The organism is Streptomyces sp. URMC 123, assembly GCF_051386515.1.
Classification (GTDB): domain Bacteria; phylum Actinomycetota; class Actinomycetes; order Streptomycetales; family Streptomycetaceae; genus Streptomyces.
On record NZ_JBPQTV010000025.1, the window covers coordinates 21,382 to 38,175 of the forward strand.

A 16,794-nucleotide genomic window follows, 5' to 3' on the forward strand; every position below is an offset into this window, starting at 1 on the left:
ACGGCTTCAGGACCTCGCTGGCCCCCGGAGACATGAGGCGCGGGGCGGTGGGCGGGCGGCCATCATCAGGCGGGTACGGCGCCGACCAGGCCGCCGTCGATGATGAGGTCGGCGGAAGGGGCCGCTGACGGTGGCGAGGGCTGCCACGCGCGGCTCCAGCGCCGCGGTCCGGGCCGCGAAGTAACCGCCCAGACTGAGCCCTATGAGGCCGACGCGTTCGACGCCGAGGGCATCGATGACCCGGCTCACGACCTGCTCGTAGTCCGGCCTGAGGGTGGTGGTGGCCGCGAGCACGCCCAGACGTGCCGCGGAGCCGACCGCGGTCGAACTTGCGGGGCCAATGGGGCTGGAAATCGACGCTTGCATGCGCGGTCCCAGGCTAGACGGTGCCCTGAGAACAAGGACCTTCACCAAGGGAGCACGTATGGCCCAGTATGGCCCCACAGAAGAGATGGCCGCACAGTCCAAGAAGAAGGCCGACGAAATCAGGAAAGGAAACCCACAATGGGTGCTCGTTGACGACGGCGTCGGCAAAGAGATTTGCCCGTCCGGGTACGTCGCTCTCTATGAGGACAAGAACTTCAACTGGGTATATCACAACAGGGACGACGAAGATGTTGATATCCCTGCTGGAAGGTCCGGGGGTCGCGTATACCTCTTCAGGGCGGGGACCCGGTATCTGAAGCCCGACGGTTTCAATGACGAAACGTCTTCGGTCTTCAATAACACGGACGATACGCTGCGTTTGTTCAGGCACGTGCCGCGATACTCCGGGGGGCCGAAATCAGGTCTCCAATGGTTCCTCGACGACCTCCCTACCGGCCTGCGAAAGTTTTTCACCGGGGACATTTTCGACCCGGATAATACACCCCGAAAGGTTGCCCCTCACACAGAATTGAGGAGGCTGGACCAAGGCTGGAATGACGCAGTATCCATGGTGATGCTGTACAAGGAACTAGAGCTGCGGCTGGTTCCAGGCGACGCCATGCTCACCGAATTCGACATCAGCAAAAAAGAGCTTGAGGACAGGCTCAGCGCTGCACAGTGGGGAGTCCTGTGCGATCTGGCGGAGGAGGTGTCCAAAGGAAAGAGGAAGGGCCCCTCGTAGCGATTTCTGAGTGCACCCGGCTACCCCGGTCCACGAGGCTTGGGCCTGTGTGTCCGCCCCATTTTTTCGCCTGACGAGCGAAGTCGAGAACGACACGGGTGGCGGCTGGTCACGCAAACAGACATGCGGCCGGTCGCCTAGCTGGCTGTCCCGCCAAGAATTGGCCCCGCAAGGACTCGATGGCATGCGAGCTCCTTCACTGTCATCGGTGCGTCGATCCTGGTCGCGCCCGCGAGACGACGGAAGGAGCACGCCCCCGGGAGGGCCGCACCAGGGCCTGGGTAAGCACGGCCCGCGAACTCCACCGTGCAGCGCGACACTGGTCCCAGACGCAAGGAGGGTGGCGTACGCGGCCTCGGAGCCGTCGGCGACGCCCACCAGCGCACCGCCCTCACCCTCGTCTCTGCCGGACCGGCGGGCGCGGCCCGCAGTCGCCAAGGCATCGACGTCGGTCGGCTCAGGCGTGGATACGAGCCGGGCGGCAGGACCTGCAGGGCGTACGGTGGAGGAACTGGCTCGCAACAGGGTCAACCTGAACAAGGTGATCACGCACTGGCCGGACATGCTGAAGGTCGCCGCGTCCCTGGTCACCAACCAGGTCCGCGCCTACGACCTGCTGCGCACGTACGGGCGCGAGGGGCGCCGCGCCCCGCTGGGTGCGGCGTTCGCTGAGTACGGGCGGATCTCGACGACCGAGCACCTGCTGCGGGTGGTCGACCCGGTCGACGACGCCCGGCTCTCCCCGCTCGAGCACCGCAACCTGAACCTACTCGGCCGCTACAGCTTCACCGCCTCCACCCCGGCCGCGGGTGCCCTGCGCCCGCTAAGCGACCCGGACGCACCGGAGCTGGACGAAGACGACGACGGCGGGCAGGAGCGGGTATCAAAAGCCGATCGGATCAATCCGTGATGGGCAGGCACTCGGCGAGCAGAGCGACGATGTCACGCCAGGCTCGCTGCGCGTGCCGTGGGTGGTAGCCGACGCCAGGACGCACGGTGTGGTCGACCGGTGGGTGGTGGAAAGCGTGAAGGGCCCCTCCGTAGACCACGAGGCGCCAGTCGACGCCCGCAGCCTGCATCTCTGCGGTGAACGCGTCCCGTTGGGCGGGCGGCATGATCGGGTCTTCCGACCCGACCCCGGCCCATACCGGGCAGCGAATGCGTGCCGCCTCGCCCGGTCGGCCCGTGGTCAGTGCGTTGACTGTCCCAATCGCGCGCAGGTCGACGCCATCACGACCGAGTTCCAGTGCGACTGCGCCCCCGGTGCCGTAGCCGACGGCGGCGGTCCGGTCGGGGTCCGCCCGTGGTTCGGCACGCAACACGTCGAGCGCGGCGTGACCGATTCCTCGCATCCGGTCGGGGTCGGCGAGCAGCGGCATGCAACGGGCCAACATTTCTTCTGGGTCTTCCAAATAGCGTCCACCGTGGAGGTCGAAAGCCAGCGCCACGTACCCCAGCTCGGCCAGAGCCTCGGCCCGGCGGCGTTCGACATCGCTGAGCCCAACCCCCTCGGGTCCGATCAGTACTGCGGGTCGGCGCTCGTCACCGGCCGGGAGCGCGAGGTATCCGATCATCGTCAGGTTGTCGGCCGGGTATTCGACCGTACGAGTTGTGATCGTCGTCATGTGACTGGACGGTAATGACCGTTGCGCCCGCTCGGGGTGGTGTTCACCGATGGCAGACAGCTATCTGTCCCGACTACATCCCGCGGACGCGTCGACAGCCCGGCGGAACCTCGTCCTGAACGAGGCCGGCATCAAGGACCCGGTCGTCTTCGAGGAAGACCCGGGCACATCCTCGACGTGCTCGATGCCCTCCACCGCGACCGCCTCGCCCTGCGCATCCACGACGGCGCGTTCTCCGCTATGGACCTCATCGCCCGCACCCGCGCTCCGGCGAGCTGTTGTCCACCGTGAAGTTCATGGGCAGACCATCGCCGCCGGCGAACTCCAGCGCGACCTGACCTACGGCGGGCTGCGGGCAGGCGAGGCCAAGGGCAGCAAAGGCGGGCGCCGCCCGGCCATTCCGGCCGGGCGGCGCCGTCCGCACCTCCTACCTGGAGGGCCGTTCACGCGAGCCGGGCCCACTTGAGCCCCGAATCCGCGCCTGCGGCCGCGGACACCGCCTCACCCCACCAACCGGCGTGTACTCGCTGTTCTCCCCGCCCATGGAGGGTTCAGCAAGCCCCAGCCAGCCCGTGTCCGGAGCCGTACGTTCAACAGCCAGCCGGGCTTCGCGACGTGGCGCCGTCCTGCGGGTGAAGCCGGTACTCGCACCAGAGGTACGAGCAGGGAAGGGCCGGGACCGGCTCTTACACACTTTTGCCGTCGCTCTGCCGTTCCTGCGAAACACGTCCGGAAGCGTGGTGCCCGCACCCGAGGAACCCGATGGGGAGGAGAGAGCGATGACGTTGAGAGGGACGGCGCGACGCGCAGGCCTGGCCGTGGGCGCGATGGCGGTGCTGGCCTCCGTACTGCCGGCGGCGGCGACCGCCACTGCCGCGCCGGCCGTGGAAGCCGCCCGGTGCCCGTCCGTGGCCGGACACCGCGTCGACTGCGGCCGGGTCGACCGCCCGCTCGTCACGGGCAGGCCGGAGCTGGGCACGGTGAAGGTGAGCTACGCGGTCGTGCGCCACACCGCTCCCGGCCCCGCCAAGGGAACCGTCGCCTTCAATCCGGGCGGTCCGGGCGAGACCTCGATCGACAAGGCCCAGGAGTTCGCATGGGGCTTCGAACAGCTGCTGAAGGACCACGACCTCCTGCTCGTCGACCCGCGCGGCACCGGCGAGTCGCAACGGCTCCCGTGCGGGGTCACCGACGCCGAGTACCGTTTCGGCACGCGGGACCGGCAGCGGGCCGCCGTCGAGCGGTGCGCGAGGAATCTCGGGCCCCGGGTCGCCGGATACACCTCGGCCGCCACCGCCGACGACATCGACGCGATCCGCGCCCGCCTCGGCGTGGACAAGCTCAGCCTGTACGGGCTGTCCTACGGCACGTACTTGATGCCCGTGTACGCCTCCCGCCACCCCCAGCACGTACGCAACATCGTCCTGTCCGGCGCCTTCCCCCTCGCCTCCGACGCGCTGGTACGGCCGAGCGCCCAGGCGGTGCCGCTGACCCTGAACCGCGTGTGCGAGCGCGGCGTCCCGGCCGCGTGCGACGGCAAGCAGGCCGTGAAGGACCTCGCCACCACCGCCGCCCGGCTGCGCGCCGAGCCCATGACGGTGCCGATCACCACCGAGCACGGCGTGTACACGAAGCGGTTCGGCGAGGACAAGCTCGCCAACCTGGTCTTCGAGGCGGCCAGCAGCCGGGTCGGTTACGAACCGGACCGACCCTCGCTGCTCGGCCGGCTGCCCCACGCCCTGCACCGCTTCGTGAAGGGCGACACCGCGCCGCTGCGGAAGCTGGTCCAGGAGGAGGGCGAGAACGGCAGCAAGGTGGACCAGGCCCCGTACATCGCGGTGGTCTGCAACGACTACCGCCAGGTCTGGTCGAAGGACGCGTCGCGGGCGCAGCGGTGGCGTCAGTACAACGCCGCGCTGGCCGCCACCCGCCCCGGCGAGTACGGGCCGTTCAGCGCCAAGGGTTTCACCGAGGGCAACACGGACGGCGGTGACATCTGCATCGGCTGGCCGCGCGAGAACACCCCCGACCCCCAGCCCACGAACCCGGACCTGCCGGACGTCCCGGTCCTCGTCCTCTCCGGCGACCTCGACTCCAACACGCCCGATGCGAACGGCAGGAAGGCCGCCGCGCAGTTCCGCGACAGCCGGTTCTTCTCGGTCCGCAACATGGGACACGTGCCCGAACTGGAGCTGAGCCGCTGCGTCACCGGGGTCTCCTCGCGCTTCATCAGCACCGGCAGCACGGGCGACACTTCCTGTCTGCGGGCGCTGCCGCCGATCCACGTGACGCCGGTCAGCGACTGACGGGCCGGCGTCGTGACCACGTCCGCCACCGGCGAAGATGATCACATGACCGATGAGACGGGGCACCGCCGGACGGTGCTGGTCGCCGAGGACGACCCGGGAGTGCGCAGCACCCTTGACCAGCTGTTGCGTTTCGAGGGATACCGGGTGCTCCTGGCCGCCGACGGCCTGGAGGCCCTGGCCCTCCTGGAGCGGGAGCAGCCCGACCTGGCGGTGGTGGACGTGGTCATGCCCGGCCTGGACGGGCTCGGCCTGTGCCGGATGCTGCGCCGGCGCGACGACCGTCTGCCCGTCCTGGTCCTCACGGCCCGCCAGGAGGTCGGCGACCGGGTCGCGGGGCTGGACGCGGGCGCCGACGACTACCTGGCCAAGCCGTTCGCGACCGAGGAGTTGTTCGCCCGCATCCGCGCGCTGCTGCGGCGCACCGACCCGCCGGGGGACGGCGGGGTCCTGACGGTCGCGGACCTCGTCCTGGACCCCGCGTCCCGGCAGGTGTTCCGCGGGGAGCGGCGACTGGACCTGACGAAGACCGAGTTCGACGTGCTGGAACTGCTGCTGCGGCACGCGGGCGTGGTGCTCGGCAGGTCGCAGATGTACGAGCGCATCTGGGGCTTCGACTTCGACACGACGTCCCGCTCCCTCGACGTCTACATCGGCTACCTGCGCCAGAAGACCGAGCAGGGCGGCGAGCCCCGGCTGATCCACACGGTCCGCGGCGTGGGTTACACGGTCCGGCCCGCGTGAGGCTCTGTGTGATTCCCCGCATGACACTGCGTACGAAGGTCACCGCCGTGGTCGCCGCGGCCGCCGCGCTCGCGATCTCCCTCGCCGCGTTCCTGTCGTACCGGGGCGTAGGCGGCCTGGTCGGCGACGAGCTCGAACGCGGCCTCGTCAACCGGGCGGACACCGTCGTCACCCTCCTCGCCGCCGGCCTGACCCCGCCCGCCCAGGCGGACATGACGGAGCAAATCGTGTCCGCCCGGGGCGCGGTGCGGCCCCTGGCGTCCGGCCGCGACGCCCTGCCGGTCCCGCCGGACGCGCTGCGCGTGGCCCGGACGGGCCGGGGGGAGAGCCGGGCGGACGTCGTCGTCTCCGGCACCGAGTACGGCACCCTGACCAGGCCCCTGCCCGGGGGCGGGGCGGTGATGGTCGCCCAGAGCCACGAGGGCGCCGCACGCGTCGACGACGCGTTCCTGTGGCGGATCTCCTGGACCACGGCGGCCGCCACCGGCCTCGCGGCGCTGACCGGCTGGCTGATCCTGGGGCGGGTCCTGCGGCCGGTCCACCGGCTGGCCGACGCGACCCGGCGCATCACCACCACGCAGGACCTCGGCACGCCGCTGCCGCCCGCCGGGTCCGACGAGATCGGCCAACTGACACGCGGTTTCGCGCACATGCTCGCCGCGCTGCGCCGCTCCCGCGCCCAGCAACAGCGGCTCGTCCAGGACGCCAGTCACGAGCTGCGCACACCGCTCACCTCGGTGCGCGGGAGCGCGGAGCTGCTCCAGCGGGCGCGCGGCAGGCTCGCCCCCGAGGACGAGGAGAAGATCCTCACCACCCTGGTCACCGAGACCGCCGCCCTGGACGACCTGGTGCGCGAGCTCGTCGAGCTGGCCACCGACCGCCACGCGCAGGAGGAGCCCGAGGCCGTCGACCTGGTCGTCGTGGCGGAGGACGGCGCGCGGCGGTTCCGTCGGCGCAGCGGGCGCACCGTCCTGGTCGTCGAGGACCTTGCGAACCCGCCGGTGCCGGTGCGCGCCCGGCCCCGCGCGCTCCAGCGGTGTGTCGACAACCTGCTGAGCAACGCGGTCAAGTTCAGCCCCGAGGGCACCCCGGTCACCGTGCACATCGCGGGGAACCGGCTGGCCGTACGGGACCGGGGCCCGGGCATCGCGCCCGACGAGCGGCACGCCGTCTTCGGGCGCTTCTACCGCGGCCCCCGGACCCAGGGGACGCCCGGCTCCGGTCTCGGCCTGGCCATCGTGCACGACATCGTGGCGGCCGACGCCGGAACGGTCTTCGCCACCACGGCGGACGGCGGCGGCGCGGAGGTCGGCTTCGTCCTCCCGCCCCACGGCCCGGAGGAGCCGAACGGCCGAGCCGCGCGCAAGCGTTACCGACGCGCCAAGGGCGCCGGCCTGTCACGCCAGCCTTGAGTGATCATCCGCAGGTGCGACCGCGTTCGATGCGGTGCTCGGAGGCGAGCTCGCTCTTCTTCGGCAGCGCCAGGGCGTGGACGAGGAGGGCCAGGCTGTCGGCGCGGGCGGTGTCGACGACCGGGAGGGTGTCGTCGAAGACGACGGCGGCCAGGTCCTTGCGGGCGACGGCCTTGAGCTTGCGGGCCAGCGTGCGCGAGGGCGCATCCAGCTCGCCGCGGCGGGTCAGCTCCTCTGTCAGCGCCCGCATGGACGGCTCGGGCCCCTCCAAAACGGCCTCGACGGCTTCGGAGAGCGCCACGCCTTCGACATCCATGGGCCTCACCCCCTGGAGCCGGGTCAGCGCCGGACAGCATGGCGTGCCAGAGGCCGGCCTGCTCCCCCACCGGCCGGCTGAAGGTGTAGTCGTTGGCCCCGAAGGTGCTCGCCAGGCCAGCGGGCCGGCCGGATCGCCCTGGTACTCCGCCGCCTGAGCCGTCAGATGGCGCGCCCGCTTGCGTGTTTTCCGTACGGCATGGCGCCGGGTGTGATGGCCAGGCGGGCCGTCCAGTCGACCGGGTGGGCCAGATCGTCCAGCTGCTGCAGGTAGGCCGCGCCCGGCAGAGCGAAGGCCTCCGGCATCTCCGGCCCGCGTCGCCTGCTCACGGCGCCGCCGCACCTCGGCCGCGGTGGCCGACGCGGGCATCAACCCGAGCTGCAGCGCCACCTCGGCCTTCGCAGCGGACACCGCGGACAGGACCGCGTCGGTGCGCGACAGCGACGGCATCGGGAGCGCCAGCCAGTCGGTACGCCCGGTCAGCTCCATCGTCTCGAACTGATCGAGCACCGCATGACCGAGCCGCTCATAGCGCGGGCTGCGCGCGAGATCGACGCCGGCGATCATTCAGCGTTGTGGCTGTCGATGGTGGGCGGCCTGCTGGCCGTGCCCCGGGGTCGCTGAGGTAGGACCGCCGGCTGGATGGGGGGGACAACTACCGTGGAACTTCGCCGAAGACCATGCGGAGACCGCGGGCCGTGTCCGTGTATTCGCGGACCCGGTGGATCAGTCCGTCCCGGAGTTCGAAGACAAAGCAGTAATCGTTGCTGTAGTGGTTGCCGTTGGCGAGCGTCGCCGTCATGGCCGCCTCCACGGCCACCCGCTCGCCGTCGACGTGCACCCCGCGGGGGGTGACCGCGACGTCACGCGCGTACAAGCGGGGGAAGTCCTGGGCGAAGAAACGCACGATCGCCTCCCTGCCCACCATGTGGTTGGTCCCCCCGAGCGCGACGGCAGTGGCGTTGCCAGGAGGCGACAGCCATTCGGCGTCCTCGGTGAGGACCGCGGAGATCCGGTCCGGGTCGTTACTGACGAGCGCCTGGAAGGCGTTCTGGATGATGTCATGGCTCATGAACCCACCATCGCCTTCAGTGCGTGCCGGTGTATTGGACGAATGTTCCCTTCGGCCCCGCTTAAAATGGGGTCGTGCGATCTACGCGATCCCCAGTGCGCGAGCGTGAGGCGGTGGCCAGGTGGGAGGTTGCGAGGCCGCCACGGCCCAGCCGGACAGTCGGCGTCAGCCTGGCCGGATTCCGCGACCGCAACGCGGGACCGGTCGACATGCGGGTGATCCCGCACCCGGCCGTCACGTTGGTTCTGGAGCTCGGTGGCGGTCCGTTCCTCGTGGATACCGACACGGGCCGGCAGCAGCTGCCAAGCCTTGTCGCCGGGCTCCAGTACGGCTCTCTTCACATACGGGGCGCGAACATCGACTGCGTGGAGGTGCGCCTGTCCCCGGTGGCCGCGTACGCGGTGCTGGGCACCTCCCCGGCGGAGCTGGAACACATGGTGGTCAGCCTCGACGACCTGTGGGGCCGGGGCGCGCCACGGATTCGGGAGCAACTGAGCGAAGCCGGATCGTGGCAGGAGCGTTTCGCTCTGACGGACGCCCTGCTCGCCTGCCGGCGAGAGACGGGGCCGTCCGTGGACCCCCAGGTGGCCTGCTGCTGGAACCGGATCGTCGGCAGCCGCGGCCGGGTCCGGATCGACGAACTGGCGGCTGAGGTCGGGTGGAGCCGCAAACGCCTATGGTCCAGGTTCCGGGCGCAGATCGGTGTCCCGCCCAAGCGCGCCGCGAAGCTCGTCCGCTTGGACCATGCCGTCCACCGCCTGGCGGCGGGCGAGGATGCGGCCCGGGTCGCGGCGGACAGCGGCTACGTCGACCAGTCCCACCTGCATCGCGACGTCCTGGAGTTCACCGGGGATACTCCGGCGGCCGTGGCCCGCGAGCCAGGGCTGGTGATGGACGACATCGCGTAGCGGCGGCAGTCGGCGAAAACACGGCCCTACCACGACCGCCGGGCAGCGGATGACCCTGCCCCACGGCCGCACCGTCACCAGCCTCAACAGGGTGCCGCTCACCGTGCCCGCCCACGCCCTCGTCGCCCCCGCCCGTGCCCCAGGGGGTGCCCGACGGGGCGCGTGATCTTGCTGCGGGTGGCGGTTCCGCCGTTTGGAGGAATGCCCCTCTTGTGGGTGATTTCCCCTCAGGGGTGGGTGGGAGACGCTTGTTCAGCCAGGGGTGGGCTTCTCGGGACCAGCGGTCCCTACGGGGGAAAAGAGATCTGACCATGCATGCACTGACGCGCTCGGCAAGGATCGCCGCCATCACTGGTGCGGCGGCGCTGATGGCGGTGACCGGTATGGTCACACCCGCCCAGGCGGCAGAAGGGTCGTTCTTCTACACACGCGCCGATACGGGGCGGGAGACCTTCCTCGGATCGACGCCGAACGGCCAGTGCCTTGCCATCCCGGGCGGCGCCCGCCAGGCGACCAATGACACCGACACGGATGCCCACCTGTACACGAACAGCAGTTGCACGTCGTCCGCCAGGTTCCTCGGCTCCCGGCAATCGGGCGAATACGCGGCCCCGTACCCGACGTACGTCATGTTCGGCTAGGGCCTGTCCGATGGGTCGCGTGACCGCATGACGCGCAACGTGTCATGCCAGCGGGGCTGAGCCGCGCACTGCAGTGATTCGTCTCCCCGGCTGGTGACCGATGGATCTGTTGCCGCTGGTGGCCTTCCTGCGGCAGCCTCGTCGCATGATCGAGTTGCAGGTACTGACACCGGACGACTGGGGCAGGTGGCGCGAGCTCAGGCTGGCCGCGCTGGCCGAGGCGCCGTACGCCTTCGGGTCCACGCTCGCGGACTGGCAGGGGGACGGCGACCGTGAGGAGCGGTGGCGCGCCCGGCTGAGTATCCCGGACTCGTACAACGTGCTCGCCGAGCTCGGGGGGAGGCCGGCGGGGATGGTCAGCGGTGTCCTGCAGCCGCGGGACGGCACCGTCGAGCTGATCTCCCTGTGGGTCGGTGAACAGGCCCGGGGGCAGGGCGTCGGGGACCGCCTCGTCCGCGCCGTCGTGCGGTGGGCGGTGGGGAGGGGCGCGGAGGCCGTGCGGCTCGCGGTCACCCCCGGCAACGCGCACGCGCTCGCGCTGTACCGGCGCCACGGATTCGAGGACACCGGGCAACTCGGTGACGAGATGCCCGACGGGCAGCGCGAGCGCCTGTTGGTGAAGCGGCTGACCGCCGGCTGAAGTCCGCGGCCCCCGGCTCCGGCCGGGGGCCGCCCCGCCTCGCGAAAGTCGCCCGCCCTGACCGGTCAGTCGAGCTTGCACGCCTCGGAGGCGGGCTGCTCCTTGGCCAGGAACACCGTCTGGGCCATCATCTTGTAGCCGCTCATGCGCTCGCGGAACGTCTCGATGGACTCCTCGGGGTGGACCGAGTCGATCACGGCGTGGGGCCCGTGCGCGTTGAACTGGTGGCTGACGCCGCGGGGTATCTGCATGTCCGCCCAGGCGTTCTCCGGGACGATCAGGTTGTAGCGGGTGCGGCTGACACCCTCCGGCACGTCGGGCAGATCGTCCTCGAACATCTCCGGCTGGAACGGCGTCACCCCGTCGATGCAGGTCACGTCGATGGGCGAGAGGCTGGAGACCCGGATGCGGGTGCCGGGGCCGGTCATCATGCGCACGAACCGCAGCCCGGTGTGCAGGTGCATCCGGGAGCAGATGTCGCGGTCGATGACGTCGTAGAAGTCCATCAGGTAGCGGTCGGCGAAGAACCCGTCGAAGGGGGCGTCGAGCATGTAGACGTCGCCCTCCTCGAAGGTCTGCGCGCGCTGGATGCCGTCGCCGTCCGGGCGGGTGGCCGACGGTGTCCGGTGGGCGGCGCGCACCACGCCGCTGAGGGCGTCGGTGACGGCGAGGGCGGTTTCGGCCGACAGCCGGACGACGGGGGTGACATGGCATCGCCCGGGGTCGTCGAAGTCCGCCACGTCATGGACCTCGTTCTCGTCGTCGGGGGTGAGCTTGATGACGTCGCTCATGGGGGATTCGCTCCTTCTGCGGTGGAACCGTTCGGCGCCGGTCCGGTTCCGGCTTGGTACCGCGAGGCGGTGGGCAGTGGCTTGTGGGTCAGGCCGCGGGCTTGAGCGCGCGGTAGATGGTGCGGCACGGCACGGCCGTCCTGGAGCACGACCCCGACTCGCACGTCACGTACGACGCCTCGATGTCGTGTTCGGCCAGGGCGAGCCCCGCGCTCTTGCAGGCGGCCGCGATGTCCTGCGGGTCGAAGTACCGGCTGCGCAGGGTCTGGTCGACCCGCTCCAGCCGGCCGTCCTGCTCCAGGACGCCGGAGACCCGCAGCATGCCGGTGCCGGAGTCGGTGTCCCACACCCCCCGCTTGGCGATCACGGCGTCGGCGTCGTCGGTGAGGGTGAGGTTGTTCCAGTGGCGGAAGTGCGAGGTCTCGAAGACGTCGAACACGAACTGGCCGCCCGGGGCCAGGGCCTCGCCGACGCGGGCGAAGCAGCGCTCGAGGTCGCCGGGCGCGTCGAGGTGGTTGAGGGCGCCGTCCAGACAGACGACGGCGTCCACCGGCTCCGCGAGGGAGAAGCCCCGCGCGTCCTGCTCCGAGAGCCGGGCCCGGCCCGCCTCGATGAGGTCTCCCAGCCTGCGCCGGGCGACGTCCAGCATGCCCGGGGAGCGGTCCACGCCGGTGACCGTCCACCCCTCGCCGCACAGCACCTCCGCGGTGATGCCCGTGCCGCAGCACAGGTCGAGGACGGACCGGGCGTCCGGGGCGGACTGCCGGAGGAAGGCCGCGAGCCTCGGCGAGTAGTGCCGGACCCAGCCGGTGAAGTAGCTCTCGAAGAAGTGGGAGAACTCGCGCGTGTAGTACGTCATCGCAAGGCACCTTTCCAGTGCGCGCAGCGGGTGCGGGGTCTGGTGGGAGCGGCGCCGCCCGTGGGCTCGTCCGCGGGAGGGGGGTGTGCCGGGTCGGGGGTGTGCCGGGTCGGGGGTGTGCCGGGTCGGCCGCCGAGGCGTCCGCGGCCGGTACGGGAGCGGGCGGAGGCGCGGTGCTCCGTGCTCCCCCGGGCGCCATCAGTCCGACGTCCGGGTGAACTCGAAGGCCGGAACCGCGCGTTCCATCCGGATGGCGACGCGGTCGGTGTCCACCGGGCTGATCGCGACGGGGCCGGGCACCGCCGGGCACGTGGTGAACAGGGTGCCCCGCGCGTCCCGGCGTACCGGCCCCTCCACCGGCCCGTACCGGAACAGCACGCCCGTACCCCGCGCGTCCGGTGCCAGACGCACCGGGCCGAATCCGGGGTGGTGGTAGGTCCCCACCAGCCCCGGCAGGGTGCGCGGGTCCGCCGGCTGCCCCGGCGCGGGGTGGGCCATCCGCTCGGGCTCCCCCGCGGGCAGCCGGCACGCCATGTCGTTCCGCCCGCCGGAGAGAGCGTCGACGAGGGAGAAGGCGACGGCGCAGCGGAAGCAGCAGTGGAGGCGACTCGGCGAGTGGCGCACGGCGCTGTTGCAGAAGACGTTGACGGCCAGCCGCCGTGCCGGCAGCACCACCGTCATGCCGCGCAGCGCGCCGACGCTGCTGCTGTGGACCAGGACGCGGTCGCCCTGGTAGTGGCCGGCCAGCCAGCCGTGGCTGTAGCCCTCGGCCGCGACGCACGCCGGGTGATTGGCGGAGGTCGTGGGAGCGGGCGTGCGCGGGGCGCGGAGGTGTTCCAGGGAGCGGTCGTCGAGCAGCCGTCCCAGCGTGCCGTCCCCGTACAGGTGGAAGCGCAGCAGCGTGACCATGTCCTCGGCGCTCGCCCAGACACCGGAGATCGCGGCGGAGAGTCCGGGCAGTCGGGGCGGGCCGGCGTCGGTGAACCCCTGCTCCGGGTCGGGCTCGCAGGCGTGCGCGACGTCCTCGGCCGGGCCGGGCCGCGTACCGCGACCCGCGAGGTCGGCCAGGAAGTCGGCGAGGAGCCGCTGCCAGGGTCGGCCGGCGGCCTCTTCGGCGATGTGACAGGCCATCAGGTAGGCCAGGTCGCTGTAGGAGAACCGGTCGCCTCCGGGCGGGTGGACGGTGACGAGGTGCGGCAGGCGGCCGCGCGCCGCTTCGCCGGGGGAGGTGTCGGCGCAGCCGGCCAGCAGCATGTCGTACGTGGGCAGTCCGGAGGCGTGAGTGAGCAGCTGGGTGAGGGTGTACCCGTCCGGCGGGGCGCCGTGCGGCAGCACGGCCGTCAGGTGCCGGCTCTCCCATCCGGTGGCCCCCCGGTGGACGAGAGCGGCGATCAGGGCGGTGATGAGGCTCTTGGTGAGCGATCCCAGCGGGAAGAGGGTGCGGGGGGTGAGCGGGGCGCCGGTGGTCACCTCGCGTGTCCCGTCCACGAGCACCGCGGCCTCGTCGCCGTGCACGACGGTGACGCCGACGCCGGGCACCTGCCAGGCCGACCGGAGTACGGCGAGGTCCTCGGTGAGGCGGTCGGCGCCCGGCGCGGGGCCTCCGGGCGCGGGGCCTCCGGGGGCGTGGAGTGGGCGCGTCTGCTGCCTTTCCGGTGGCCGGGTCATCGCTGTCCAAGCTCCCGTCCGCCGTCGGCGACCGCTGTCGGGAGGCCGTCGGGGGCCGCTGTCGAGGGGCCGTCCCCGACCGCGTCGCGGCAGTGCTCGACGAGGGCGTCGAGGGTGCCGTCGAGGTAGAGGGCCTCGACGGAGGGGTCCACGCCGAGCCGGTCTCCGATCCGGTCGAGCATGACGATGGCCTGCATCGAGTTGCCGCCGGCCTCGAAGAAGTCCTCGTCCCCGCGAGGTTCCCGGCCCGGTGGCAGGCCCAGTGCCTCGATCCACTCCTGGGTGACGACGGCCCGGACCGGGCCGGGCTGGTGTGCCGTCCGCGGCGACGCGGTGCGGTCGTCGGTCATGCCGGTCTCCTTCGCTGTGGTGGCCGTGGCCCCTGCGGGCGTCGTCGTACGCGGTGGCCCTGCGGGGGTCGTCGTACGCGGTGGTCCTGCGGGCGTCGTCGTACGCGGTGGTCCTGCCGCGGTGGGCGCGCGCCGTGCGGTGCCGGGCCGCGTGCGGCCGGCCGTCACCGGGGGGCTCCGCCGGAGAAGGGGGCGCGGCCCAGGCGGTCGGCGAGCCGGGCCCCGAGGAGGCCGGCGAAGACGTGTCCGACCAGCGGTGACCACTCCTCCCGCGCCGTTCCGGCGAGCGGCACGGTGTGCCAGGCGGCGCGGGTCAGCTCGGTGTCGTCCTGCCCGGCCACCGCGATCACGCGCCGCCCGTGCCCGCTCGCCGCCGCGGCGAGCTCCACGGCCCGCGCGTGACCGGGGCCCGGGGGCGCGAGGACGACCAGGGGGGCGTCGGCGGGGTCGGCGAAGCGCTCGATGTGCCAGTACTCCTCCGTGTCCTGGGCGTAGGCGGGCAACCCGGCGGCCTCGACGACCTTGGCCGCCGCGTACATCGCCGTGCCCCGGGCCGGGCCGGTGCCCGTGAACACCAGGGGGGCCCAGGGCCGTCCGGTCTCCGTCAGCCGCTCCGCCAGGTCCCGGCACGGCGCGTCGGCGGCGCGGACCGTGGCCCGGACGGCGTCCGCCGTGGCGATCACCTCCGCCACCAGGTCGTCCTCTCCGGGCGCCGGGCTGCTGCCGGGCAGGGCGTGACGGGTGCCGCTGCCGGGCAGGGCGTGGCGGGCGCCGGCGAGCCGCACGGCGAGCAGCAGCAGGGCCAGCAGGCTGGCCTGGTAGGTGCGGATGCCGGGGCTGCGTTCGGTGAGGCCGAGCGCGGCCACCACCTCGGCCGTCGCCGCGTCGCCCAGCGGGCTGCCCTGCCGTCCGGTGACGGCCAGGGTGGGCAGCCCGCGGTCGCGGGCGCGGTGTGCGGCGGTCACCAGCCGGGGGCTACTGCCGGAGGCGGACACCGTGACGACCAGCGTGGCGGTGTCCTGCCGGGCGGGGCCGAGCATGCCGTAGTCGAGGAACTGCTGGGTGCTCAGTGCCGTGCAGGGGACCCCGGCGAGGCGTTCGAAGGCCAGCTGCGTGGCCACGCCCGCATGGTGGGAGTCGCCGCTGCCGACGAGGACGACCTCGCGCAGGGGGGCGCCGGGGACGGCGTCCAGCGCCGCGCCCGCCGAGGCGGCCACCGAGCCGGTCAGGCGCTCGATGTCGGCGGCGAGCGCGGCGGACTGCCGCAGCATGGTGCCGGTGGAGTACATGGGGTCCTCGAATCCGTCAGAGGTACGTGCGCAGCACGGGGGCCACGCGTTCGGCGAAGAGGTCGAGGGTGCGGAAGTCCAGGGGCGGCCGGAGGCCGAGGAGGAAGTCCCGGACGCCCAGGCGCAGATAGGGCACCAGCCGTTCCGCGCACTCCTCCGGCGTGCCGAAGACCGCGTACTCGGGCAGGTCGTCGGGGACGGTGGCGGCGATCTGTCGTCTGCGCTCCGCCACCTCGCGGCGGTCGTCGCCCAGCACGGCCCGGAAGGTCAGCGACCCGCGGATCGCGGCCGGGTCGCGGCCGAGGTCCTGGGCGTGGCGGGTGAGCACCTGCCGCTTGTGCGCGTAGACGCCGGGTTCGGTGAGCAGGGTGTTCCAGGTGTCGGCGTGGGCGGCCGCGACGCGGAGCGTGTGCCGCTCCCCCGAGCCGCCGACGGTCAGCGGGAGCCTGGGCTGGACCGGCCGGGGCCGCAGGTGGGCGCCGCGGAGCCGGTAGTGGGCGCCCTCGAAGTCGGCCACGGGCCGCTCCCACAGGAGCCTGATCACCTGGCACGCCTCGTCCAGCCGCCGCATCCGCTCGGCGGTCGGCGGGAAGGGCATGCCGTACTGGGCGTGGGCGAGGTCGAAGCCGCCGGCGCCGAGGCCCAGTTCGACCCGGCCGCCGGAGACGTGGTCGATCGTGGAGGCGATGTTGGCGAGGTGGGCGGGGTGGCGCCAGGCGACGGCGGACACCAGGATCGCGCAGCGCACGCGGCTGGTGCGCGCGGCGAGGGCCGCCAGGAGCGTGGGGCCCTCCAGGCAGGGGCCGTCGGGCCCGAAGAGGTGGGGGCGCAGGTGGTCGAAGACGGAGACCCAGTCGTAGCCCGCCTCCTCCGCGCGTTGCCACAGCTGGAGGGCCTCCTCGAAGCTCTGGTACTGCTGTCCGGAATGGACGCCGCAGCGGACGGTGTCGTCGTGCAACCGCATGTCTCCCTGCTTTCCTTGCCGCGTTTCCCGGGCGGTGGGCACCGGGCGGTGGGCACCCGGGGGGGCACCGGATGGGGTGCGCCGGGCGGTGGGCACCGGGG

General features: G+C 72.1%; 18 protein-coding genes and 2 pseudogenes. 8 read left to right on the top strand and 12 right to left on the bottom strand.

Translation table 11 applies throughout. The features are described from left to right. Nucleotides 1-6 precede the first annotated feature (6 nt). Entirely contained in the window at nucleotides 7-366 is a 360-nt protein-coding gene (locus ACSNOD_RS05970) for an alpha/beta fold hydrolase (RefSeq protein WP_436765681.1), read from the bottom strand. A 58-nt stretch (nucleotides 367-424) separates the two neighbouring features. On the opposite strand from ACSNOD_RS05970, the gene ACSNOD_RS05975 reads away from it, so the two are divergent. After that, a complete protein-coding gene (locus ACSNOD_RS05975) occupies nucleotides 425-1,108 on the top strand; it encodes a peptidase inhibitor family I36 protein (protein ID WP_436765682.1) in 684 nt (227 codons plus the stop codon). 10 nt (nucleotides 1,109-1,118) lie between these two features. Here ACSNOD_RS05975 and ACSNOD_RS05980 read toward each other — a convergent pair. Then, nucleotides 1,119-1,208: pseudogene (locus tag ACSNOD_RS05980) on the bottom strand (IS5/IS1182 family transposase); the annotation flags it as partial. A 402-nt stretch (nucleotides 1,209-1,610) separates the two neighbouring features. Between ACSNOD_RS05980 and ACSNOD_RS05985 the strand changes: the two are divergent. Further along, nucleotides 1,611-2,018: pseudogene (locus ACSNOD_RS05985) on the top strand (Tn3 family transposase); the annotation flags it as partial. Here ACSNOD_RS05985 and ACSNOD_RS05990 read toward each other — a convergent pair. Then, nucleotides 2,008-2,733 carry a dienelactone hydrolase family protein gene (locus tag ACSNOD_RS05990; protein ID WP_436765683.1) on the bottom strand — a complete coding sequence of 242 codons (726 nt, stop codon included), beginning with the start codon at nucleotides 2,731-2,733 and terminating at the stop codon, nucleotides 2,008-2,010. The pseudogene ACSNOD_RS05985 and the gene ACSNOD_RS05990 overlap by 11 nt on opposite strands. Before the next feature lie 779 nt (nucleotides 2,734-3,512). On the opposite strand from ACSNOD_RS05990, the gene ACSNOD_RS05995 reads away from it, so the two are divergent. From ACSNOD_RS05995 to ACSNOD_RS06005, 3 genes are read left to right on the top strand one after another with little or no spacing between them, the layout of a single operon-like run. Then, nucleotides 3,513-5,039 (top strand): alpha/beta fold hydrolase, encoded by a 1,527-nt coding sequence (locus tag ACSNOD_RS05995; protein ID WP_436765684.1) that lies wholly within the window; start codon nucleotides 3,513-3,515, stop codon nucleotides 5,037-5,039. A 45-nt stretch (nucleotides 5,040-5,084) separates the two neighbouring features. Then, nucleotides 5,085-5,783, top strand: a complete 699-nt coding sequence (locus tag ACSNOD_RS06000; protein ID WP_436765685.1) for a response regulator transcription factor — start codon at nucleotides 5,085-5,087, stop codon at nucleotides 5,781-5,783. A 20-nt stretch (nucleotides 5,784-5,803) separates the two neighbouring features. Then, nucleotides 5,804-7,195, top strand: a complete 1,392-nt coding sequence (locus tag ACSNOD_RS06005) for a HAMP domain-containing sensor histidine kinase (RefSeq protein WP_436765686.1) — start codon at nucleotides 5,804-5,806, stop codon at nucleotides 7,193-7,195. A 4-nt stretch (nucleotides 7,196-7,199) separates the two neighbouring features. Here the strand turns inward: ACSNOD_RS06005 and ACSNOD_RS06010 are convergent, their stop codons facing one another. The 3 genes from ACSNOD_RS06010 to ACSNOD_RS06020 form a co-directional block, all read right to left on the bottom strand. Then, the gene (locus tag ACSNOD_RS06010) at nucleotides 7,200-7,511 is read right to left on the bottom strand and encodes an ATP-binding protein (RefSeq protein ID WP_436765687.1); all 312 of its coding nucleotides are present in this window, start codon (nucleotides 7,509-7,511) and stop codon (nucleotides 7,200-7,202) included. Between the two features lie 161 nt (nucleotides 7,512-7,672). Continuing rightward, nucleotides 7,673-7,840: a hypothetical protein gene (locus ACSNOD_RS06015; protein ID WP_436765688.1), complete on the bottom strand. Its 168-nt coding sequence runs from the start codon at nucleotides 7,838-7,840 to the stop codon at nucleotides 7,673-7,675. A 326-nt stretch (nucleotides 7,841-8,166) separates the two neighbouring features. Then, complete coding sequence (locus tag ACSNOD_RS06020; RefSeq protein WP_436765689.1) at nucleotides 8,167-8,583, bottom strand: nuclear transport factor 2 family protein; 417 nt, start codon at nucleotides 8,581-8,583, stop codon at nucleotides 8,167-8,169. Nucleotides 8,584-8,792: 209 nt separating this feature from the next. Here ACSNOD_RS06020 and ACSNOD_RS06025 point away from each other — a divergent pair, with 209 nt between their 5' ends. From ACSNOD_RS06025 to ACSNOD_RS06035, 3 genes are all read left to right on the top strand, one after another. Then, complete coding sequence (locus ACSNOD_RS06025) at nucleotides 8,793-9,491, top strand: helix-turn-helix domain-containing protein (protein WP_436765690.1); 699 nt, start codon at nucleotides 8,793-8,795, stop codon at nucleotides 9,489-9,491. A 311-nt stretch (nucleotides 9,492-9,802) separates the two neighbouring features. Continuing rightward, nucleotides 9,803-10,132: a hypothetical protein gene (locus tag ACSNOD_RS06030; RefSeq protein ID WP_436765691.1), complete on the top strand. Its 330-nt coding sequence runs from the start codon at nucleotides 9,803-9,805 to the stop codon at nucleotides 10,130-10,132. A 145-nt stretch (nucleotides 10,133-10,277) separates the two neighbouring features. Beyond that, nucleotides 10,278-10,772: an N-acetyltransferase family protein gene (locus ACSNOD_RS06035; protein ID WP_436765692.1), complete on the top strand. Its 495-nt coding sequence runs from the start codon at nucleotides 10,278-10,280 to the stop codon at nucleotides 10,770-10,772. Between the two features lie 65 nt (nucleotides 10,773-10,837). On the opposite strand, the gene ACSNOD_RS06040 is transcribed toward ACSNOD_RS06035, so the two are convergent. The 6 genes from ACSNOD_RS06040 to ACSNOD_RS06065 form a co-directional block, all read right to left on the bottom strand. Next, entirely contained in the window at nucleotides 10,838-11,563 is a 726-nt protein-coding gene (locus tag ACSNOD_RS06040; protein ID WP_436765693.1) for a hypothetical protein, read from the bottom strand. Between the two features lie 88 nt (nucleotides 11,564-11,651). Then, on the bottom strand, nucleotides 11,652-12,422 hold the full coding sequence (locus ACSNOD_RS06045) for a class I SAM-dependent DNA methyltransferase (RefSeq protein WP_436765694.1): 771 nt from the start codon (nucleotides 12,420-12,422) through the stop codon (nucleotides 11,652-11,654). A gap of 198 nt (nucleotides 12,423-12,620) precedes the next feature. Beyond that, nucleotides 12,621-14,090 carry a serine hydrolase domain-containing protein gene (locus ACSNOD_RS06050; RefSeq protein ID WP_436765695.1) on the bottom strand — a complete coding sequence of 490 codons (1,470 nt, stop codon included), beginning with the start codon at nucleotides 14,088-14,090 and terminating at the stop codon, nucleotides 12,621-12,623. Then, nucleotides 14,087-14,440, bottom strand: a complete 354-nt coding sequence (locus tag ACSNOD_RS06055) for an acyl carrier protein (protein ID WP_436765696.1) — start codon at nucleotides 14,438-14,440, stop codon at nucleotides 14,087-14,089. Before ACSNOD_RS06055 ends, ACSNOD_RS06050 begins: the two co-directional genes overlap by 4 nt. Nucleotides 14,441-14,604: 164 nt before the next feature. Continuing rightward, nucleotides 14,605-15,729, bottom strand: coding sequence for an SIS domain-containing protein (locus ACSNOD_RS06060; RefSeq protein WP_436765697.1), 1,125 nt, complete (start codon nucleotides 15,727-15,729; stop codon nucleotides 14,605-14,607). A gap of 16 nt (nucleotides 15,730-15,745) precedes the next feature. Continuing rightward, nucleotides 15,746-16,693, bottom strand: a complete 948-nt coding sequence (locus tag ACSNOD_RS06065) for an LLM class flavin-dependent oxidoreductase (protein ID WP_436765698.1) — start codon at nucleotides 16,691-16,693, stop codon at nucleotides 15,746-15,748. Nucleotides 16,694-16,794: the final 101 nt, after the last annotated feature.